Genomic DNA, 19,823 nt, shown 5'->3' on the forward strand with positions numbered 1-19,823 from the left:
CAATTAAACGGACTGAGTTTTCATATGATATTAGTGACTGGTGGAGCGGGCTTTATCGGCTCTAATTTTGTTCTGAAATGGTGCACCCATAATGACGAGCCAGTTATAAACCTAGACGCTCTGACATACGCTGGAAATCTCGCCAACCTAAAGTCTCTGGAAGGTGACACTCAACATAATTTTGTCCAAGGCAGTATCTGCGATTCTTCCTTGCTGGCTGAATTGCTTAGCAAATATCGGCCTCGTGCGGTAGTGCACTTTGCAGCAGAGTCCCACGTAGACCGCTCCATCACAGGCCCCGAGGCATTCGTTGAAACCAACGTGGTAGGCACCTTCCGACTGCTCGAAGCCGCTCGCGCGCACTGGAACAGTCTCGAAGGTACGGAGAAAGACTCATTCCGCTTCCTGCATGTCTCCACCGATGAGGTGTACGGCACGCTCGGGCCCAACGATCCGGCGTTCACCGAAACCACGCCTTACGCCCCCAATAGCCCGTATTCGGCCAGCAAAGCCGCCAGCGACCATTTGGTGCGCTCGTACTTCCACACCTACGGCATGCCGGTACTGACCACCAATTGCTCGAACAACTACGGGCCTTTCCACTTCCCCGAAAAGCTCATCCCGTTGATGATCGTCAACGCCTTGGCCGGCAAAGCCCTGCCGGTTTACGGTGACGGTCAGCAAATTCGCGACTGGCTGTATGTCGAAGATCACTGCTCTGGCATTCGCCGTGTCCTGGAAGCAGGCACCTTCGGCGAAACCTATAACATCGGCGGCTGGAACGAAAAAGCCAACATCGACATCGTTCATACGCTCTGCGGCCTGCTCGATGAACTGGCCCCTGCCGCCTCACGCCAGGTGATCAACCAGCAAACCGGCAAGCCAGTCGAGCATTATGCCGAACTGATTACCTACGTCACCGACCGCCCGGGCCACGACCGCCGCTATGCTATCGATGCGCGCAAAATCGAGCGTGAACTAGGCTGGAAACCAGCCGAAACCTTCGAAACCGGCATTCGCAAAACCGTGATGTGGTACCTGGCCAACCAGGAATGGGTCAAAGGCGTCATGGACGGTAGCTATCGTGACTGGGTTGCCCAACAGTACGGAGCACATAAAGCGTGAGGATCCTGCTGTTAGGGAAAAACGGTCAGGTCGGCTGGGAACTGCAACGCGCCTTGGCCCCGCTCGGCGAAGTCATCGCCCTGGACCGCCAAGGCAGCAATGGCCTATGTGGCGACCTTGCCGACCTGGAAGGCCTTGCCGCAACCGTACGCCAGGTGGCACCGGACGTGATCGTCAATGCGGCCGCCTACACGGCAGTGGACAAGGCAGAAAGTGACCAGGCACAGGCGCTACTGATAAATGCCGAGGCCCCAGGTGTGCTGGCACGTGAAGCTGCAGCATTGGGCGCTTGGCTAATACACTATTCCACGGACTATGTGTTCGATGGCAGCGGCCAGAGCCGTTGGCAGGAAAACGCTGCCACCGGGCCATTGTCGGTGTATGGCCGCAGCAAACTCGAAGGCGAACGGGCCATCGAATCCAGTGGCGCCCGCGCCGTGGTGCTTCGTACGAGCTGGGTGTATGCTGCGCGGGGTCACAACTTTGCCAAGACCATGCTGCGCTTGGCTAGCGAACGCGATGCGCTCAATGTGGTGGCAGACCAGTTTGGTGCCCCTACAGGAGCTGAACTGATCGCAGACGTAACCGCGCATATTCTGCAACAGATCAACCATGCTGCAGATGCAAGCAAGCTGGCCGGGACTTATCACCTGGCTGCAGCAGGCGAAACCAGCTGGCATGGTTTTGCCAAATTCGTGCTGGCGTATGCCGCCAACAAAGGTGTTGAGCTGAAGGTTTCGGCCGAGCAGGTTGGAGCCATTAGCACTGAGGACTATCCAGTACCCGCACCACGGCCGCGCAATTCGCGCTTGGCGCTGGATAAACTCGAAGGCACCTTCGAACTCAAGATGCCGCCTTGGGAGCAGGGCGTGCAACGGATGCTGGACGAAATTCAGTAATAGGGATTCTCATGGCTCGTAAAGGAATTATTCTGGCTGGCGGTTCGGGCACACGCCTGCACCCAGCCACACTATCGGTATCGAAACAGCTGCTGCCGGTGTACGACAAACCAATGATCTACTACCCGCTCAGCACGCTGCTGCTGGCTGGTATACGCGACATCCTGATCATTTCCACACCGCAGGACACACCGCGTTTCGAACAGCTGCTGGGTAACGGCAGCCAGTGGGGCCTCAACCTTTCCTATGCAGTGCAGCCGAGCCCGGACGGATTGGCGCAAGCATTCACCATCGGTGCCGACTTCATTGGCAACGACCCGTCAGCCTTGGTTCTGGGCGACAACATTTTCTACGGCCACGACTTCCAGTCGTTGCTGCTCAATGCCGGCCAGCGTGAAACCGGTGCTTCGGTTTTCGCCTACCACGTGCAGGACCCGGAGCGTTACGGCGTGGCCGAGTTCGATGACAGTGGCCGCGTGCTATCGCTTGAAGAGAAGCCGAAAGTACCGAAGTCCAGCTATGCAGTGACAGGCCTGTATTTCTACGACAACCAAGTCGTCGACCTGGCTCGCGACTTGAAGCCGTCCGCCCGAGGCGAATTGGAAATCACCGACCTCAACAACCTCTACCTGCAGAAAGAACAGCTGCAAGTCGAGATCATGGGGCGTGGCTATGCCTGGCTGGATACCGGCACCCATGACAGCCTGCTGGATGCCAGCCAGTACATCGCCACCATGGAACGTCGCCAGGGCCTGAAGGTCGCCTGCCCGGAAGAAATTTGCTATCGCGCGGGCTGGATCGATGCCGAACAGCTGGAGCGCCTGGCTCAACCGTTGCTGAAAAACGGCTACGGGCTGTACCTGAAAAACTTGCTTAAAGAAAAGGTGTTCTGATGCACGCTGTTCCCTTGGCCATCCCCGACGTCTTCCTGTTCACCCCCAAGGTGTTCGGCGATGACCGCGGCTTCTTCTACGAAAGCTTCAACGCCAACGTTTTCAGCGAGGTCACTGGCCAGCGTCCTGACTTCGTTCAGGACAACCACTCGCGTTCGGTGAAAGGCGTGCTGCGCGGCCTGCACTACCAAATGCCGCCTCACGCCCAGGGCAAACTGGTGCGCGTGATTCAGGGCGAGGTGTTTGATGTGGCGGTAGATATCCGTCGCTCTTCGCCAACGTTCGGCAAGTGGGTAGGTGCCGTGCTGTCTGCCGAGAACAAGAACCAGCTGTGGATTCCGCCAGGGTTCGCGCATGGCTTCGTCACCCTGAGTGAAACCGCCGAGTTCCTGTACAAGACCACCGATTTCTACTCGCCACGCAGCGAGCGTTGCATTGCCTGGGACGACCCGGCAATCGCGATCGAATGGCCGATCGACTTCGTGCCTAGCTTGTCCGGCAAGGACCAGTTGGGCGTGGCACTCGGTGACGCCGAATTGTTCGATTAATAACGAAGTGGGCTAAGCTATGTCTCGCTTGGCCCACCCTCAAATTGACTTAAGCCCCATCACGCATATGGACAGACTGGCTATAAATTAATCAAAAATCTCAACAACACCTACAACCTTGCCAGCAGTATTTTTTACCGGCAGTACCCTGATCTTATTATCCAACATATACGACTCCGCCTCGGACAACTGAGCTTCATCCAGAATGGTATGTGGTTCCCCAGTCATGAACTGGGCAACGTTTTCACGAACGACCCCTTCATTCTCCAGCAGCGCGCGCCTTAGATCACCATCCGTCACAATACCGATCAACTCATCACTTTCCATGACTACAGCCAGGCCTAGGCGACTGCTTGTCATGACCAAGAGACAGTCATGAAAGCTTGTACTACGCGAAACAACCGGCACGGGCGAATGCATAACATCTTTTACGCGAGTGAGCAATTTTCGGCCCAAGCTGCCGCCTGGGTGGTAACGTGCAAAGTCCATCGGCTTGAACTGAGTAGCTTCAATTAATGCAACCGCCAAGGCATCGCCCATGGCCATTGTTGCCAAAGTCGAAGTAGTAGGTGCTAAATTATTTGGGCACACCTCACGCTCGACCGATATATCGAGCCAGACATCAGCATGTCGTGCCAAAGTAGATGCACCATTACCAGTCATGGCAATAATCTTATTACCGAATGTTTTCAGGCTCGGAATGAGCTTAATCAACTCTTCGGTTTCACCGCTGTAACTGATGAGGATCAGCACGTCTACAGGTTTGAGCATGCCGAGGTCGCCATGAAATGCTTCGGCAGGATGAAGGAAAAAGCTTGGCGTGCCAGTAGACGCAAAAGTGGCAACCATTTTTTGGCCAATCAATCCCGATTTCCCCATCCCACAGACAACCGTTCGGCCCTTGCATCCCAGTATCAGCTCGACAGCTGTTTGAAACTCTCCATTTAAACGTTCAGCCAGTTGACTTACGGCCTTTGCTTGAGTAACCAATGCTTCTTTGGCAATGCTGAGATGGTTCATATTCATCCATGAAGGGTGGGATTGATGCGAAACGTGCAATCATAAGGTCATATTGCCTTAATGGAAAGCGCAACAGGCCTGTTGATACCTTCCAACTGACAGTACGACGCCAGCCCAGTCAGCCCGCAAGCAGAGTCAGAAATTTCCCCTTTCCTGTAGTCCGTTTCCCAAAGATACTCTCCCCCGCTATTTTCCGTTGCGGCTGCCCACGCAGGACCCTAGTCTCGAGGTGTCGTTGCTCATCAGCGACACGGCTTTGACAGGCCGTAACGGTATTATGCAAACGGCTGCCTTTATGGTGGCTGTACGTGGGGCACGTTCGCGTGCGCCGGAACTCGCATAGTCCGCCGGTCTGTCAACCCACGTACAGCTGCCACCCTCTTGTTTGACAGCAGGAAGGTGCGGCCCCTTTGAAAGGTACTATGCGATGCTAAAGATTGTCCCCGATCCACCCCACGATTTTCACTCCCTCGAAGACACCCTGATCCAAGCCACGGACTACGCCCTGTGCGCAGCCACGGTCGCGCATCAGGCCCTGCTGTTACAACCCAATTCACCGGCTTCGATTCTGATGATAGCTTCCATGCATGAAATGGAGGCGTTGCAGGCGCTGCTGGAGCAGGCCTTGATTCAGGTGCAGATGCCTGCGGGGCCTCGGGACCTGCAGTGACGGTTGAGTGATGGGTTGCCTGGGATGGCCCTTTCGCGGGGCAAGCCCGCTCCTACAGGGTTGGCCTGTGGTGCGAAGGGCCATCGCGGGCACGGGAAAATTCAGGGAGATTCAATAATGAGCACAGACAACACCCCATGCACGGTTGGTAAAACCAAGTTCTACCAAGGCGAAAACCGAACCCACCCGCTGTTCTCCATCGAACCTGGCATACCTTGCCAGCACGCCCGTGAACAAGCGTCCGAGCTGTTGGGCTACGCGCAGGAACTCACCGCCAGCGGCTTGATGGATGACAACCCCAGGCTGGTGTGGGCCGCCTATTACCTCGGTGGGCTGGCCAAGGCACTGATGGATGATGCCGAAGCCGGGATGGCCCGCTAACCACCCGCCACGCTAGACGTGCGAGGGAAGCTCGACGATCATCCACCTCCCCATCAGCGATGGTGCTGCTACCGAGCCAGCGTTTGAATGGCGCAGCCACCACAACCCACGGAGGGTTACCCCCGCATGGCCAGAATGCTGCCCCCTACACCGCCCGCACCGGCAAGCCTTAGCGGGCAACTGGCAGCCTTCCTGGCGCTTGTTGCAAGTGTGATCATGCTCGCCGCCGGCATCAGCGCCCTCGCCGGGCATTTTCACTTCGGCAGCAACCCTGTGGTACCAGCCTTCGCCGAGGCAAGGGTGCCCACTCCCAGCCAACTGAACCCTGTACCCGTGGAACGCCTGGTGTTCATTATCCTCGCCGCGCTCACACCCATCGCGTTGGTGATAGCGGCAAGGCTGTGGAAAGGCCGGCACTTCAGCATACGGCTAAACGCGCCGATGGCCGCACTGACAGGCACGCTGCTGGTGTTGCCCTTCATTGGCTCCGACTTCGCGGGCCGAACTCGCAAACCCTCTTCAAACTGGACGACACCCGCTTGATGGCGCATTACACCGTTTCCGCCAAAAACAGCTTGAACACCCTTTGGCTGCTAGAGCCTCGGCAGGCCATAACTGACAAGGATTGATTCTCCCGATCCTCACTGCGTGGCGCTTACACGGTGTGCGCAGCACACCCATGCCAGTGGGCAGAGCACAACTTCTGATGCAGCAAGCGCGCACCTCGGCTATGATACTGCCCCTCAAGGGCGCGAAGCTTAAGGCTTTACGCCCCCTGGCAACCCAAGCACGGACAAGCAATTCAGCGTGATAAACGGATTTTCTGAGCGCCTTCACACAGCTCGCTCGGCTGCACGTCCCCTCCCTGTTACACGCAGGCCACACGGTGTTTTCGGCTCACGAGAACGCCCACAGGTCAGGCGCACCCGGCTAACTGCCAAAATCCTAGCTCGGCGCTTGGTGGTTTTTTGTAGGCAAATTCCTATAGATTCAGCCGTCTGGCAATTGCGCCACTGAACGCCTTGACGCGATGGTAGACTCCCTGACTTGTCACAATTTCAGAAGCGCCGCCGGAGTGCCCGCCATACCCGGGTTAATCCTCAGGCAACTTGCTTACCGGACTTCCACCGCCAGGTTTACGTGATGGGTTAATCCCTCATTGACTGGCAAAGGCCGACAACAACTTCTGTAACCCCTTAGCATTTCAAACCCGGTAACCCCAATGGCGTCAGTAAAACTTCAAAACGGGAAAACCTTCAGCAGCGAAACCGGCACCTCACTGCTCGACAGTGCCAAGGCCGCCGGCCTCACCTTGGAATACAGCTGCCGTACCGGCCGTTGCGGCGTGTGCAAAACCACCGTCGTCTGCGGCGAAACCGAAGCCCTCCGTGAAGAAACCTCGCTGACCGCCGAAGAACGGGCCGCCGGGATGATCCTGACCTGCTGCCGCCACGCCACCAGCGACGTGGAAATCGACGCCGAAGACCTCGGCGCCCTGGGCGACATCGTAGTCAAGACCGTGCCCTGCCGCATCGACAGCCTGACCCGCCTGGCCGACAACGTGGTCGAGGTGGTGCTGCGCGTGCCACCTACCGGCAAGCTCAGCTACCTGCCCGGCCAGTACCTGGACGTGATCGGCGAAGGCGGCCTGCGCCGCAGCTACTCCATTGCCAACGCCCAGCGCGAGGACGGCAAGCTGGAGCTGCAAATCCGCGAAGTCGAGCAAGGCATGATGTCGCAATACTGGTTCGGCAGTGCCAAGCACAACGACCTGCTGCGCCTGGAAGGCCCGCTGGGCACCTTCTGCCTGCGCGACAAAGAAGCGAGCACACTGATCTTCCTCGCCACCGGCACCGGCATCGCACCGGTGAAGGCCATGCTTGAGCAGTTGCTGGGCAACCCGGCGCTGGCCGCCGGCAAGAAAATCTACATCTACTGGGGTGGGCGCCACCCTGGCGATATCTACTGGGCCCCTCAGCTCGAAGGGCTCAATGCCGCGTTCATTCCGGTACTGTCGCGCACCCATGCCGACTGGCCAGGGCGCACCGGCTACGTGCAAAAGGCACTGCTCGAAGACGGCATCGAACTTGCCGACGCGGTGGTCTATGCCTGCGGCTCGGAAGACATGATCCACTCCGCGCGCACCGCACTCACCGCCGCCGGGTTGCCGGCCAAACACTTTTACTCCGATGCATTTGTAAGCTCAAACTAACAAGGAGCAGTCATGAAAGCAGTCATTTTGGCAGGTGGACTGGGGACGCGCTTGAGCGAAGAGACCGGTACTCGCCCCAAGCCCATGGTCGAAATCGGCGGCAAGCCGATCCTCTGGCACATCATGAAGATGTACTCCTCGCACGGCATCAATGACTTCATCATCTGCTGCGGCTACAAGGGCTACATGATCAAGGAGTATTTCGCCAACTACTTCCTGCACACTTCCGATGTCACCTTCAACATGCGTGACAACAGCATGGAAGTGCACGACAAGCGTGCCGAAGACTGGAACGTGACCCTGGTCGACACCGGCGAAACCTCGATGACGGGCGGCCGCCTGCGCCGTGTGGCCGACTACGTGCGCCACGAAGAAGCCTTCTGCTTCACCTACGGTGACGGTGTGGGCGACATGGACATCAGCGCCACCATCGACTTCCACAAGCGCCACGGCAAGGACGCGACCCTGACCGCCACCTACCCGCCTGGGCGTTTCGGTGCGCTGGACATCAGCAAGGGCCAAGTCCTGAACTTCAAGGAAAAGCCAAAGGGCGACGGCGCCATGATCAATGGTGGCTTCTTCGTGCTGTCGCCGAAAGTGCTCGATCGCCTGAGCGCCGACAGCACCGTGTGGGAGCAAGAGCCACTGATGGGCCTGGCCGATGACGGCCAACTCATGGCCTATGAGCACGCCGGTTTCTGGCAGCCAATGGACACCCTGCACGACAAGAACCTGCTGGAAAAGCTGTGGCAAAATGGCACCGCGCCATGGAAATCCTGGGAATAACGCGAACATGAAAGCTTCCGTCTCGGCCGCCTTCTGGCAAGGCAAGAAGGTATTTCTCACCGGCCACACCGGTTTCAAGGGCAGCTGGCTGGCCCTGTGGCTGCAAGGCATGGGCGCGCAGGTGAAGGGCTTTGCCCTGGCACCGCCCACCACGCCATCGCTGTTCGAACAGGCGCAGGTCGAGCGCGGCATGCAGGCCTCGCAGATCGGCGACATTCGCGACCTGGCGGCCATCACCGAAAGCATGACGGCGTTCGACCCGGACATTCTGATTCACATGGCGGCCCAGCCGCTGGTGCGCCTGTCGTACCGCGAGCCTGTGGAAACCTACGCCACCAACGTGATGGGCACCGTCCACGTGCTGGAAGCTGCACGCCAGTGCCCGAGCCTGCGCGCAATCGTCAATGTCACCACCGACAAGTGCTACGAGAACCAGGAATGGGAATGGGGCTACCGTGAAAACGAGCCCATGGGCGGCCACGACCCCTACAGCAACAGCAAAGGCTGTGTCGAGCTGATTACCAGCGCCTACCGCAATTCGTTCTTCAACAGCGAAGGCGCCGCGGCCCTGGCCTCGGCCCGGGCCGGTAACGTGATTGGCGGTGGCGACTGGGCCGACGACCGGCTGATCCCCGACATCCTGCGCGCCGTGGCGCAGGGTGAGCCGGTGGTGGTACGCAACCCCAAGGCCACACGCCCCTGGCAGCACGTGCTGGAGCCGCTGAGCGGTTACCTTGTTCTGGCCCAGCAGCTATGGGAGCATGGCCACGCGCACGCGCAAGGCTGGAACTTCGGCCCGCGTGATGAAGACGCCCGCCCTGTCGAATGGATCCTCGACCACATGGTCCAAGCGTGGGGCGATGGCGCGCGCTGGCAGCTGGACAACGACCCGCAGCCGCACGAAGCCCGTTACCTGAAACTGGACATCTCCAAGGCCCGCGCCCACCTCAAGTGGGAACCGACCTGGAACCTTGAAACCACCTTGACCTACATCGTCAACTGGCACCGCGCCTGGCTTCAGGGCGATGACATGCACGCCCGTTGCGTGGACGAAATCAACAGCTACATGGCAGCCATGGCTTCTGGCGCCTAACCAACTATTAGCTTGAGCAGGAACTACTATGACCCCCGATATGCTCCGTCAGGAAATCAGCCAGCTCGTCGAGCGCTACGCCCAGATGGCCCTGGCTGCCAAACCTTTTGTTGGGGGCGAAACCGTCATCCCTCCTTCGGGCAAGGTGATCGGCGCCCGTGAATTGCAGCTGATGGTCGAGGCGTCGCTGGACGGCTGGCTGACCACCGGCCGCTTCAACGCCCAGTTCGAGAAGAAACTGGCCGAGTTCCTTGGCGTGAAGTACCTGATCACCGTGAACTCGGGCTCGTCGGCCAACCTGGTGGCCTTCAGCACCCTGACCTCGCCAAAGCTGGGCGAGCGTGCCATCAAGAAAGGCGACGAAGTGATCGGCGTGGCCGCTGGCTTCCCCACCACCGTGAACCCGATCGTGCAGTTCGGCGCCATTCCGGTGTTCGTCGACGTCGACATGGCCACCCACAACATCGATGCCGACCTGATCGAGGCCGCCATCACCCCGAAAACCAAGGCCATCATGCTTGCCCACACCCTGGGCAACCCGTTCAACCTGGCCAAGGTCAAGGAAATTTGCGAGAAGCACAACCTGTGGCTGGTCGAAGACTGCTGTGACGCCCTGGGCGCCACCTACGACGGCAAACTGGTCGGCACCTTCGGCGACATCGCCACCCTGAGCTTCTACCCGGCCCACCACATCACCATGGGTGAAGGCGGCGCAGTGTTCACCAACAACGCCCAGCTCAAGCTGATTGCCGAATCGTTCCGTGACTGGGGCCGCGACTGCTACTGCGCACCAGGTTGCGACGACACCTGCGGCAACCGCTTCGGCCAGCAGTTCGGCAGCCTGCCGCAAGGCTACGACCACAAGTACGTGTATGCCCACCTGGGCTACAACCTGAAGATCACCGACATGCAGGCGGCCTGTGGCCTGGCCCAGCTGGACCGCGCACCGGAGTTCATCGAAACCCGCAAGCGCAACTTCAAGCTGCTGAAAGAACGCCTGTCGAGCCTGAGCGACTTCCTGGAAATCGCCGAGCCTACCCCGAACAGCGAGCCGTCCTGGTTCGGCTTCCCGGTTACCCTGAAGGAAAGCGCCGGGGTCAAGCGTGTCGACCTGCTGAAGTTCCTCGACCAGCACAAGATCGGTACCCGCCTGCTGTTCGCCGGCAACCTGATCCGCCAGCCGTACTTCCACAACGTGGAATACCGCGTGGTAGGTGAGTTGACCAACACCGACCGGACCATGAACCAAACCTTCTGGCTGGGCGTTCAGCCTTCGCTGGGGCAGGAACACTTCGACTTCGTCGGTGAAAAACTGGAAGAATTCTTCGGGATCGGTTTCTAAACTATGAAAGCTTCAGATGCAGTGGCAAAAGTTCTGGCGGACCACAACGTCCTCTATGGTTTTGAGCTCATCGGTGGAATGATCGCCCATCTGGTGGACAGTATTAACTTGCTCGGCAAGACCAAGTTGGTATCCATGCACCATGAGCAAGGCGCGGCCTTCGCTGCATCTGCGGTTGCACGTGCAACCAACCACAAGGTCATGGGCGTGGCACTGGGCACCAGCGGCCCGGGCGCCACCAACCTGATCACTGGCATTGCCGACTGCTGGCTGGACAGCCACCCGTGCGTGTTCCTCACCGGGCAGGTGAACACCCACGAGCTCAAGGGCGACCGCCCTATCCGCCAGCAGGGCTTCCAGGAACTCGACAGCGTGGCACTGGTGAGCAGCATCACCAAGTATGCGCACCAGGTCACCCACGTCGACGAACTTATTCCGAGCCTTCTCAAGGCGCTGCGTATCGCCCGAGAAGGCCGCCCGGGCCCTGTCCTGCTGGACATCCCGATGGACGTTCAGCGCGCCGAAATCGATGAAGCGGTGCTGGACCAATTGATCAAGGCCAGCCTGGCGGCCCCTGCGGCCGAACCCCAGGCCGCGTATGACGACGTCTGGGCCGCGCTGGCCAAGGCGCAGAAGCCGCTGTTCCTGATCGGTGGCGGCGCCGTCAACTGCGCCAACTTCGGCCCCTGGCTGAGCCAGGTGGGCAAACTGGGCATTCCCCATGTCGCCAGCCTCAAGGGCGCTGAAAAGCTCACCGCCAGCGAACACTACCTGGGCATGCTCGGCGCCTACGGCACCCGCGCGGCCAACCATGCCGTGCAGAACTGCGACCTGTTGGTAGTGTTCGGCAGCCGCATGGACGTGCGCCAGACTGGCGCCAAGCCGGAAACCTTCGCCGCCCAGGCCCAGGTGATCCAGTTCGACCTGGATGCCGCGCAGCTGGACAACCGCGTGAAGGCGCAGCAGTCGGTTCATGCCGACCTCGACGGCGTGTTCGCCGACTTCATCGCCCACAGCAGCGCGCTGCAACCGGCGCCAGCCGCCTGGCGCACGCACCTAGCCAAGGTGTTCGCGCAGTCGTTCGCCGATGAGTATTCGGCGTGGAGCGTCAGCCCATTCTCGTTGTTCAGCAGCCTCAACACCCTGGCCGCCGACCGCGCGCTGGACTACGTGGTCGACGTTGGCAACAACCAGATGTGGGCCGCCCACACCCTGCGCCTGGGCGCCAACCAGGCCATGCACCACTCCGGGGGCCTGGGTACCATGGGCTTCGCCATCCCCGCTGCGGTGGGTGCGAGCATCGCCGGCAACAAGCCGGTGGTGGTGATTACCGGTGACGGCGGCGCACAGCTGAACATTCAGGAACTGGACATCATTGCCCGCGACCAGTTGCCGGTTCTTACCGTGGTGCTGAACAACCACTCGCTGGGCATGGTGCGCGGCTTCCAGGAAATGTACTTCGAAGGGCGCAACTCCTCGACCTACTGGGATGGCTACACCTCGCAGTTCAAGGCGCTGGGTGAAGCCTATGGCATCGCCTCGCACAGCGTGCTCGACCTGGCCGCCTTCAATGCTGCCGTGGCCGAGTTCCTGGCCAGTGGCAAACCGATGCTGATCGAGGTGCTGATGCCCGATGCCCGCGAATGCCGCCCACGCCTGGAATTTGGCCGGCCAATCGACGAGCAGTCGCCGCTGATGGACCTGGGCCGATGAGGCTGGCCATCCTCGGTGCCAGCAGCCACATTGCCAAGGACCTGGTCGCCAGTATCGCCGCACAAACTGCCTACGCGTGCACCCTGTTCGTTCGCACGCCAGGCGCGCTAAACGCTGAATTGCAGGCCATTGCGGCAAGCAAGGGCTTTGCCGTCAGCGACTACTCAGGCTTCGATGCCAACGCCCAGTTCGATGCGGTCATCAACTTCGTGGGGGTGGGTGACCCTGCCCGCGCCGTGCAAATGGGCAAGGAAATCTTCACGGTCACCGAGCAGTACGACAACCTCGCACTGGACTACCTGCGCAGCCACCCGGCCTGCCGCTATATCTACCTGAGCAGCGGCGCGGCCTATGGCAGCAACTTCGCAGCGCCCGTCACCGAAGCCTCGCAGGCGGTGTTCCCGATCAACGGCCTGCGCCCGCAAGACTGGTACGGCGCGGCCAAGTTCCAGGCCGAATGCCGCCACCGTGCGCTCCCCGAGGCTGCGATCGTCGATGTGCGGGTGTTCAGCTACTTCAGCCACCGCCAGGCCCCAGCGGCGCGCTTCTTCCTCAGCGACATCCTGCGTGCGCTGCACAACGGCAGCGTACTGGAAGTGGCAGCGGACGACATGCTGCGCGACTACCTGACGCCTGGCGACTTCCTGCAGCTGATCGACCGCATCCTGCAGGCGCCGCCGTGCAATACCGCCGTCGACTGCTACAGCCAGGCACCGGTCGGCAAGTTCGAGCTGCTGGCGGCGCTGGGCGAGGCGTTCGGCCTGCAACACTGCGTTGCCGGCGACCAGGCACGGGTCAATGCGACCGGGCCCAAGGCCCATTACTATTCCCACAATCGCCGCGCCGAGCAGTTGTTCGGCTATGTGCCCGGCGACTCGTCGCTCAGCGGCGTGGTGCGTGAGATCAGGCAGCAACTCGATGCAAGACACTAACTCCTCGCAACCCTGGCTGCGCAAGCTGCTGCAGGTGAAGCTATTCCGCTTCCTGCTAGTGGGCGTGCTGAATGCGGCCTTCGGCTACGGCTGCTTTGCCGGGTTCCTGTACCTGGGCCTGCACTACAGCGCGGCCCTGCTGCTGGCTACCATCCTGGGCATTGCCTTCAATTTCAAAAGCACCGGGGCCCTGGTGTTCGGCTCGAAGAACAACAAGCTGGTCTTCAGGTTCGTGGCCGGGTATGGCGTGGTGTATGGCGCCAACGTGGCCGGCATCGCGGCGCTGAAGCTGCTGGGTGTCGACCCGTACCTGGCCGGCATGGCACTGATCGTGCCCATGGCCCTGCTCTCCTTTGTCATCAATAACAGGTTCGTTTTCAATTATGCGTAAGCTGATCAGCATAGTGACACCCTGCTACAACGAAGAAGCCAACATCGATGAGCTGTACCAGCGCATCGTCGAGGTCATGTCACGCCTTGATTACGATTACGAACATGTGTTCATCGACAACTGCTCCACCGACGGCAGCCACGCCAAGCTGCGCGCCCTGGCCGCACAGGACAAACGCGTCAAGTTGATCTTTAACGCCCGCAACTTCGGCCATATCCGTTCGCCTTACCATGCCCTGCTGCAGGTCAAGGGTGACTGCGCCGTGCTGATCGCCTCCGACCTGCAAGACCCACCCGAGATGATCGAAGAGTTCGTCAAGAAGTGGGAAGAAGGCTTCAAGACCGTGATGGCGGTGAAGCCGGAAAGCGAAGAGTCGCGCATGATGTTCCTGGTGCGCCGCGCCTACTACCGCTTCGTTACGCGCATTTCGGAAGTACCGCTGGTGCAGAACGCCACCGGCGCCGGCCTGTTCGACCGCGCCGTGCTCGACATCCTGAAGAAAATCGACGACCCGTACCCGTACTTCCGCGGCCTGCTGTGCGAAATCGGCTTCCCGATTGCCACCGTGCCGTTCAAGCAGCCACGTCGCCAGCGCGGCATCACCAAGAACAACTTCTACACCCTGTATGACATCGCCATGCTGGGTATCACCAACCACTCCAAGGTGCCGCTGCGCCTGATGGTGATGGGCGGTGGCCTGCTCGCAGGCTTGAGCCTGCTGGCGGCGTTCGCGTTCCTGCTGGCCAAGCTGGTGTTCTGGAACTCGTTCCAGATGGGGATCGCGCCATTGCTGATTTCGCTGTTCTTCTTCAGCTCGGTGCAGATTCTGTTCCTGGGCATGCTGGGTGAATACCTGGGGTCGGTGCATACGCAGATGCGCAACATGCCGCTGGTGGTGGAAGCGGAACGCGTGAACTTCGACTAGGTGAGCCGCCCAGTGAGTTCTGCGCAATTCGCGAACCGGAGCAAAACGTCTGCCCCCGCTTTCAATAACAGGTTACCCAGAGATTGGGGACTGATACTGGCCGGGGCAGTGTTCTCGTTCTTCTTCGCCAGCATCTTGATGAGCGGTTTACCGGCAGGCCTTGTTCCGGACCTGTCTACCCCTTACCACTACGCAAGCGACGGGCTGTTTCACGCCTGGATGGCGCAACGCGTCGATGAAGGGTGGCTATTCAATAACGCCCGCAGTGGCTACCCATTCGGCTCCAGCTTTCTGGATTACCCGGGTTCAGATGGCGCCAGCCATCTGGCAATCAAATGCCTGGCCATGCTGGGTGGTGGCTGGGTGGCGGGCACCAACCTGTTCTTCCTGCTCGGTTTCCCAGTGTGCTTCATCGCCGCGTTCGCCACTGGCCGTGCCTTTGGCCTGAACCGCAGTTTTGCCCTGGCGGCGGGCCTGCTCTACAGCTTCCTACCGTTCCACTTCCTGCGCGTGCACCACCTGTTCTACACCTGGTACTTCGTTGCCCCGGTGTTCTTCGGCCTCGCGTTGGGTGTTTACCGTACCGGCCTGAACGCCCCCAGCGAAGGCCAAGGGCCGAAACTAGGCAAGCTGGCCGCCAGGGTGCTGGGGCTGGTGGCACTCGCTTCATTCGGCGTCTATTACGCGCTGTTCGGCGTCATCGTCATGGCTGTGGCGGGCGTGCTGAACTGGGCCAGGACCCAGCAGCTTCGTGGTGTCGGTAAAGCCATCGCGCTATGCGCCGTGGTCGCCTTGGGAGTCCTCGCCAACGTGGCACCAAACCTGGTTAACAACCTGAGTGAGGGGCGCAACCCGGAGGTCGCCAAGCGTTCGGTTGTCGAATCGGAGTACTACGGCCTGAAAATGATGCAGCTATTGCTGCCACGGCCAGAGCACAGGTCTTCCACCCTGGCCGAGGTCGGCCAGGCTTATAACAGCGCCACCCCACTGATCAACGAGAACAGTACCTCATCGCTGGGGCTGATCGGCGCGGCGGGCTTCCTGCTGGCGTTGCTCTATGTTGTGTTTTCGCCCAAGGGCGTATTGGCCGACGAGCGGCTGCGCTTGCTGGCGGCCACCACCTTGGTGCTCTTCCTGTTTGCCACGATAGGCGGCCTTGGCTCGTTGTTCGCCATGCTGGTTTCGCCATCGATCAGGGGCTGGAACAGGCTTAGTGTTTTCATCGCTTTTGCTGCAATTCTGTTCCTCTTCCTGGCACTAGAGCTGGTGATGCGCCGCTTCGCACCTCGCCTGTTGCGCTACCCCGCCGCAGTGGCTGCAGCGATGCTGCTGTTTGGGCTGTATGACCAGACCAACCCCGCGTGCCTTAGCTGCAATCAGCTGAACAAGCGTGCATTCGAGAGCGACCGGGACTTTGTTCAAGCCATCGAGCAAGCAGTGCCAAAAGGGGCTGCCATCTACCAGCTCCCCTACATCGGCTTTCCTGAAACCCCGCCACTGCACCGCCTGCTGAACTACCAGATGATGGCCGGCGTACTGCACTCCAACGAACTGCACTGGAGCTTCGGCGGCATGAAGGGGCGCCCAGGCGACCTGTTCTACCGCTCTCTTGCCCAAGAGCCGATGGCCAAGCAGATTGAAGTAGTGCGTAACCTTGGCTTTGAAGGCATCACCATTGATCGCCGCGGTTACGCTGATAATGCCGAAGCCTTGATCAGCGAGCTCAGTTCACGCTTGCAGAGTGCGCCAGCGCTGCAAAGTGCCGACGGCGAGTTGGTGTTCTTCAAACTGGCCGGCAGCAAGCACCCGCAGTTGGAAAACAAGCCTGCACTGGACATTATGCAGCAGGCGGATTATCACGCCGACGCCCTGGGCGTGCGCTATCCAGGCACGTTGGATGCTGGCATCGACTTCACAAAAGGCCGCTGGCCGGACTTCGTCAGTGGCGTCACGGGCGTTTCCAGGTTTGAGCCCTGGGGGCTCTGGTCGGAAGGATCCCGTGTGAAGTTTGACTTCAATCGCACCCTGCCGCACAGGTTCACGCTGGTGCTGGACGCGCAGGCCTACGCCACGAATGCGGGGCAGCCAATTCGCGTCGAGATAGGCACGAAGACGTACTCGATCGTTTTGAACAGTGGCGTGGCGCAAGTGCGCATCGACGTAGACCTCGGGCGTGACGAAGCCAGCAGCATCACCTTTATCCCGCCACACCCAGTTTCGCCAAAGGAAATCAGCGGCAGTGGCGATGAACGGCGGCTCGGTATCGGATTCGTGTCCTTGCGAATCATTGAATAAGCAGGCCCTATAAAAAATGCCCCCGGCTTCAAACCGGGGGCATTTTTCTATCAATCAATCACGCCTGAACATAGGGTACTTCACGCAGCTTGTTCAACTCACCAGCCAATTGCCCAGCGCTTTGCTTCCATGTCATCCACGGCATGGCAGTGGAGGTAGGTTGCGTACCGAGGGCCTTCAGCTCCAACCACGCTTGAAGGCCCGATGCCATGTCCTGCGCCGCTGGCCCCTTGAAGTAGTAGGCATGTTCACCGGCCACCTCCCTGAATACCGGCAGATCGCGGGCAATGATCGGCAGTTTCTGCTGGGCAGCCTCGATCAACGGCAAGCCAAACCCTTCCCCATAAGACGCTGCGATAAGGCAATCACAGGTTTTGTAAAGGTGTTCAAGGTATTCGTCACTCGCACCATTGAGCCACAACAGGCGCTTGCCGCGCTCTGGGTGGTCGGCAAGTTTGGCAGCCAATTCATCCACCAACCAGCCGTGCTTGCCGACGATCACCAGGTTGGCCTGAACACCCGTCGCCCATAGCAATTCAAACGCAGCCAGAGTCTGCGCATGGCCTTTGCGCGGCTCAAGCGTTCCCACCATGAGGAAATTGGTGTTCGGTTGCAGGGCTTCAAGGCGCATCGCTGGGTCTTCGGGCAGGCCTTTGGAAGGCATCGATTGGTCGATATCAGCCCCTAGATGGAATGCACCGATACGGAAATGCGGTAGCCGCTCGGGGTAATGCTCGCCAAGCCACTCCCGAAGTTCATCGGCTACGGCGTGGGAAATACAAAGCGCGCCGTCATATTGTGCAACGGCCTGTATCCACTTCAAATAGTGGCTCTGCAAGCTGTCGACGAAGCAGTGGGGCAATTGCAGAATCAGCAGGTCATACACAACGAAGAAGATGCTCACGCCATGGGCACGAAGGGCGTCCAGGTAACTTCGTTTGTGCGGGAGGACATCCATCAGTAAGTCCAGGCACAAATAGGCATCACCCGCTCGATAGGTGATGGCCTCATCTTCATAGCCTTCAGTGGGCTTACCAAGGAACTTGGCTGTAAAACGCGAGGCATACCTATAGAACGGCTCACCGGCCACGGTATACACCGGCTGGACGTCATAACCGGCAGGCGGGTTGCTCAGCCACTCCAACAGAATGCTTCGCACCACACGCTGAATGCCGCTCTTGCCGTCATGTTTGCTGAGTTCTGAAATATCGACCAGTAACTGAGGCTTGCCCGACGTGCTTTGCACTGAGTAATCGATCAGCTTGGCAAGGTGTTGGATATCCACGGTGTTGTCGTTCAGCAGGCTGCCTTCTGCCAACTGCGCGATCAATGCGCCGACCGCGTCACGTACAGGGGGCTTCGCCTTGCCGTCTGGCTGCTGGAGCGCTTGCTCAAATGCTGCAACCGCCGCCTTACCCGTGCGATCCCACGAGAAGGTTTTGGCACGTTGCAAGCCATGGGCTGCCAAGGCGCTGCGGAATTCGTTGCTGCTCAGCGCCTGGTGCATTTTGTGAGCGATCGCCTGGATATCAAGCGGGTCGAATGTCGCATCGTCCCAGCCGATTACCTCAGGTACGCTGGACGTGTTGGCGCCGATTACGGCAGCGCCACACTTCATGGCCTCCAGCGGCGGCAGGCCAAAGCCTTCGTGCCAGGAGGGGAAGACGTACAGGCGACAGGCGTTGTACAAGGCCACAAGGTCTTCATCGGTAATGTAGCCGGTGAACACCAGATCCGTCTCGCTCAAGCCTTCGCTCAGCGCTGCAGTGCGGTACTGGTCAATGTGGAACTGCGGCATTTTGCCGGCAAACACCAACTGAACGTTGGCCACGTCCCGCTTGACCTTGGCAAAGGCCTTGATGAGGCGGACAAGGTTTTTACGCTCATCTGCCCCGCCAGAATAGAGCACGAATGGCTCGCGCAACTTGAACTTCGCGACAAGCGCATTGTGCGCGGCTTCGTCTAGCGTGATAGGCCTGAAGATATCGTCTGCCGCGGTGGACACATTCACCACGCTCGCTTGATCCAACGGCAACAGAGAAAGGGCTTCCTGGCGCGCGAACTCGGATATCGACAGCAACAGGTCGTAATGCTTGTAGGCTTCGACCTTCTCCAGGTAGTGCTTCTTGTAGGCTGGGTTGTTATTTAGATACTCTTCGGGACTGAGCATCGGTATCAAGTCGTAGAGTGTGGCACTTACCAGCGCATGGTTATCGAGCAGCGGGCTGCCGATCACGGCGTCATCGATAAAACCTTCCACGGAACTGGTAATGTGCACCACATCAGGCATCAGCTCATCGATGCACGCCTGGCGAATACGCTCGGCCACCAAACGGCGGCCATAGTTCGCAGGATCACGATCAGATACCGGCCCCTGTGCGTACCAAACCCGGATGTGGCTCTGTGGAAGCAAGTCGATGAACGCCGTGCGGATCGACTCGATACTTTCCCACAGCATGCCATTGAGCAGCAGGTAAACCTCATGCCCTGTGCTGTTACGCACGATGCCCTGTGCCAGTGACAAACTGTAGCGCCCAATACCTCTGAAGCGGCTTTCGGTTTGCGCGCCTTGCATGTCAATTACAATACGCATTCGGT

Annotated in this window: 18 protein-coding genes; 16 read left to right on the plus strand and 2 right to left on the minus strand. The window is 59.4% G+C overall.

Going from position 1 to position 19,823, the window contains the following annotated elements:
- The first annotated feature begins 24 nt into the window (after positions 1-24).
- Genes rfbB through rfbC form a run of 4 tightly spaced genes read left to right on the plus strand, consistent with a single transcriptional unit; the run spans position 25 to position 3,465 of the window.
- On the plus strand, positions 25-1,125 hold the full coding sequence (gene rfbB / locus F3J45_RS05550; protein ID WP_167058535.1) for a dTDP-glucose 4,6-dehydratase: 1,101 nt from the start codon (positions 25-27) through the stop codon (positions 1,123-1,125).
- Positions 1,122-2,024 carry a dTDP-4-dehydrorhamnose reductase gene (rfbD, locus tag F3J45_RS05555; protein WP_167058538.1) on the plus strand — a complete coding sequence of 301 codons (903 nt, stop codon included), beginning with the start codon at positions 1,122-1,124 and terminating at the stop codon, positions 2,022-2,024. Before rfbB ends, rfbD begins: the two co-directional genes overlap by 4 nt.
- A gap of 11 nt (positions 2,025-2,035) precedes the next feature.
- A complete protein-coding gene (rfbA, locus tag F3J45_RS05560) occupies positions 2,036-2,917 on the plus strand; it encodes a glucose-1-phosphate thymidylyltransferase RfbA (protein WP_167058541.1) in 882 nt (293 codons plus the stop codon).
- Entirely contained in the window at positions 2,917-3,465 is a 549-nt protein-coding gene (gene rfbC, locus F3J45_RS05565; protein ID WP_167058545.1) for a dTDP-4-dehydrorhamnose 3,5-epimerase, read from the plus strand. Before rfbA ends, rfbC begins: the two co-directional genes overlap by 1 nt.
- 87 nt (positions 3,466-3,552) lie before the next feature.
- On the opposite strand, the gene F3J45_RS05570 is transcribed toward rfbC, so the two are convergent.
- A complete protein-coding gene (locus F3J45_RS05570; protein WP_167058548.1) occupies positions 3,553-4,485 on the minus strand; it encodes an SIS domain-containing protein in 933 nt (310 codons plus the stop codon).
- 427 nt (positions 4,486-4,912) lie between these two features.
- Between F3J45_RS05570 and F3J45_RS05575 the strand changes: the two genes are divergently transcribed.
- The 12 genes from F3J45_RS05575 to F3J45_RS05630 all read left to right on the plus strand — a co-directional run bounded on the left by F3J45_RS05575 (position 4,913) and on the right by F3J45_RS05630 (position 17,225).
- Positions 4,913-5,155, plus strand: a complete 243-nt coding sequence (locus tag F3J45_RS05575) for a hypothetical protein (RefSeq protein ID WP_167058551.1) — start codon at positions 4,913-4,915, stop codon at positions 5,153-5,155.
- A 117-nt stretch (positions 5,156-5,272) separates the two neighbouring features.
- The gene (locus tag F3J45_RS05580; RefSeq protein WP_167058554.1) at positions 5,273-5,536 is read left to right on the plus strand and encodes a DUF3077 domain-containing protein; all 264 of its coding nucleotides are present in this window, start codon (positions 5,273-5,275) and stop codon (positions 5,534-5,536) included.
- Between the two features lie 126 nt (positions 5,537-5,662).
- Entirely contained in the window at positions 5,663-6,079 is a 417-nt protein-coding gene (locus F3J45_RS05585; RefSeq protein WP_167058557.1) for a hypothetical protein, read from the plus strand.
- Between the two features lie 679 nt (positions 6,080-6,758).
- The gene (locus tag F3J45_RS05590) at positions 6,759-7,748 is read left to right on the plus strand and encodes an FAD-binding oxidoreductase (RefSeq protein WP_167058560.1); all 990 of its coding nucleotides are present in this window, start codon (positions 6,759-6,761) and stop codon (positions 7,746-7,748) included.
- Between the two features lie 12 nt (positions 7,749-7,760).
- Positions 7,761-8,534, plus strand: a complete 774-nt coding sequence (rfbF, locus tag F3J45_RS05595; RefSeq protein ID WP_167058563.1) for a glucose-1-phosphate cytidylyltransferase — start codon at positions 7,761-7,763, stop codon at positions 8,532-8,534.
- A gap of 7 nt (positions 8,535-8,541) precedes the next feature.
- Positions 8,542-9,627: a CDP-glucose 4,6-dehydratase gene (rfbG, locus tag F3J45_RS05600; protein WP_167058566.1), complete on the plus strand. Its 1,086-nt coding sequence runs from the start codon at positions 8,542-8,544 to the stop codon at positions 9,625-9,627.
- 28 nt (positions 9,628-9,655) lie between these two features.
- Positions 9,656-10,969 (plus strand): lipopolysaccharide biosynthesis protein RfbH, encoded by a 1,314-nt coding sequence (rfbH, locus tag F3J45_RS05605; RefSeq protein WP_167058570.1) that lies wholly within the window; start codon positions 9,656-9,658, stop codon positions 10,967-10,969.
- 3 nt (positions 10,970-10,972) lie between these two features.
- Complete coding sequence (locus tag F3J45_RS05610) at positions 10,973-12,682, plus strand: thiamine pyrophosphate-binding protein (protein ID WP_167058573.1); 1,710 nt, start codon at positions 10,973-10,975, stop codon at positions 12,680-12,682.
- Positions 12,679-13,614, plus strand: coding sequence for an NAD(P)-dependent oxidoreductase (locus tag F3J45_RS05615; RefSeq protein WP_167058606.1), 936 nt, complete (start codon positions 12,679-12,681; stop codon positions 13,612-13,614). The genes F3J45_RS05610 and F3J45_RS05615 overlap by 4 nt, the downstream gene beginning before the upstream one ends.
- Positions 13,601-14,005, plus strand: coding sequence for a GtrA family protein (locus tag F3J45_RS05620; RefSeq protein ID WP_167058609.1), 405 nt, complete (start codon positions 13,601-13,603; stop codon positions 14,003-14,005). Before F3J45_RS05615 ends, F3J45_RS05620 begins: the two co-directional genes overlap by 14 nt.
- Entirely contained in the window at positions 13,998-14,930 is a 933-nt protein-coding gene (locus F3J45_RS05625; protein ID WP_167058612.1) for a glycosyltransferase family 2 protein, read from the plus strand. The genes F3J45_RS05620 and F3J45_RS05625 overlap by 8 nt, the downstream gene beginning before the upstream one ends.
- Positions 14,931-15,038: 108 nt before the next feature.
- On the plus strand, positions 15,039-17,225 hold the full coding sequence (locus F3J45_RS05630) for a sugar translocase (RefSeq protein WP_370526291.1): 2,187 nt from the start codon (positions 15,039-15,041) through the stop codon (positions 17,223-17,225).
- Positions 17,226-17,283: 58 nt separating this feature from the next.
- On the opposite strand, the gene F3J45_RS05635 is transcribed toward F3J45_RS05630, so the two are convergent.
- Positions 17,284-19,818: a glycosyltransferase family 1 protein gene (locus F3J45_RS05635; RefSeq protein ID WP_167058615.1), complete on the minus strand. Its 2,535-nt coding sequence runs from the start codon at positions 19,816-19,818 to the stop codon at positions 17,284-17,286.
- Positions 19,819-19,823 lie beyond the last annotated feature (5 nt).

It is taken from the genome of Pantoea sp. Ap-967 (assembly GCF_011752565.1).
Classification (GTDB): Bacteria; Pseudomonadota; Gammaproteobacteria; order Pseudomonadales; family Pseudomonadaceae; genus Aquipseudomonas.

Coding starts and splice junctions, on each gene's coding strand:
- rfbF (WP_167058563.1), top strand. CDS start 7,761: ATGAAAGCAGTCATTTTGGCAGGTGGACTGGGGACGCGCTTGAGCGAA.
- F3J45_RS05615 (WP_167058606.1), top strand. CDS start 12,679: ATGAGGCTGGCCATCCTCGGTGCCAGCAGCCACATTGCCAAGGACCTG.
- rfbC (WP_167058545.1), top strand. CDS start 2,917: ATGCACGCTGTTCCCTTGGCCATCCCCGACGTCTTCCTGTTCACCCCC.
- rfbG (WP_167058566.1), top strand. CDS start 8,542: ATGAAAGCTTCCGTCTCGGCCGCCTTCTGGCAAGGCAAGAAGGTATTT.
- F3J45_RS05635 (WP_167058615.1), bottom strand. CDS start 19,818: ATGCGTATTGTAATTGACATGCAAGGCGCGCAAACCGAAAGCCGCTTC.
- F3J45_RS05585 (WP_167058557.1), top strand. CDS start 5,663: ATGGCCAGAATGCTGCCCCCTACACCGCCCGCACCGGCAAGCCTTAGC.
- rfbB (WP_167058535.1), top strand. CDS start 25: ATGATATTAGTGACTGGTGGAGCGGGCTTTATCGGCTCTAATTTTGTT.
- F3J45_RS05575 (WP_167058551.1), top strand. CDS start 4,913: ATGCTAAAGATTGTCCCCGATCCACCCCACGATTTTCACTCCCTCGAA.
- F3J45_RS05570 (WP_167058548.1), bottom strand. CDS start 4,485: ATGAACCATCTCAGCATTGCCAAAGAAGCATTGGTTACTCAAGCAAAG.
- F3J45_RS05625 (WP_167058612.1), top strand. CDS start 13,998: ATGCGTAAGCTGATCAGCATAGTGACACCCTGCTACAACGAAGAAGCC.
- F3J45_RS05580 (WP_167058554.1), top strand. CDS start 5,273: ATGAGCACAGACAACACCCCATGCACGGTTGGTAAAACCAAGTTCTAC.
- F3J45_RS05590 (WP_167058560.1), top strand. CDS start 6,759: ATGGCGTCAGTAAAACTTCAAAACGGGAAAACCTTCAGCAGCGAAACC.
- F3J45_RS05620 (WP_167058609.1), top strand. CDS start 13,601: ATGCAAGACACTAACTCCTCGCAACCCTGGCTGCGCAAGCTGCTGCAG.
- rfbA (WP_167058541.1), top strand. CDS start 2,036: ATGGCTCGTAAAGGAATTATTCTGGCTGGCGGTTCGGGCACACGCCTG.
- F3J45_RS05610 (WP_167058573.1), top strand. CDS start 10,973: ATGAAAGCTTCAGATGCAGTGGCAAAAGTTCTGGCGGACCACAACGTC.
- rfbH (WP_167058570.1), top strand. CDS start 9,656: ATGACCCCCGATATGCTCCGTCAGGAAATCAGCCAGCTCGTCGAGCGC.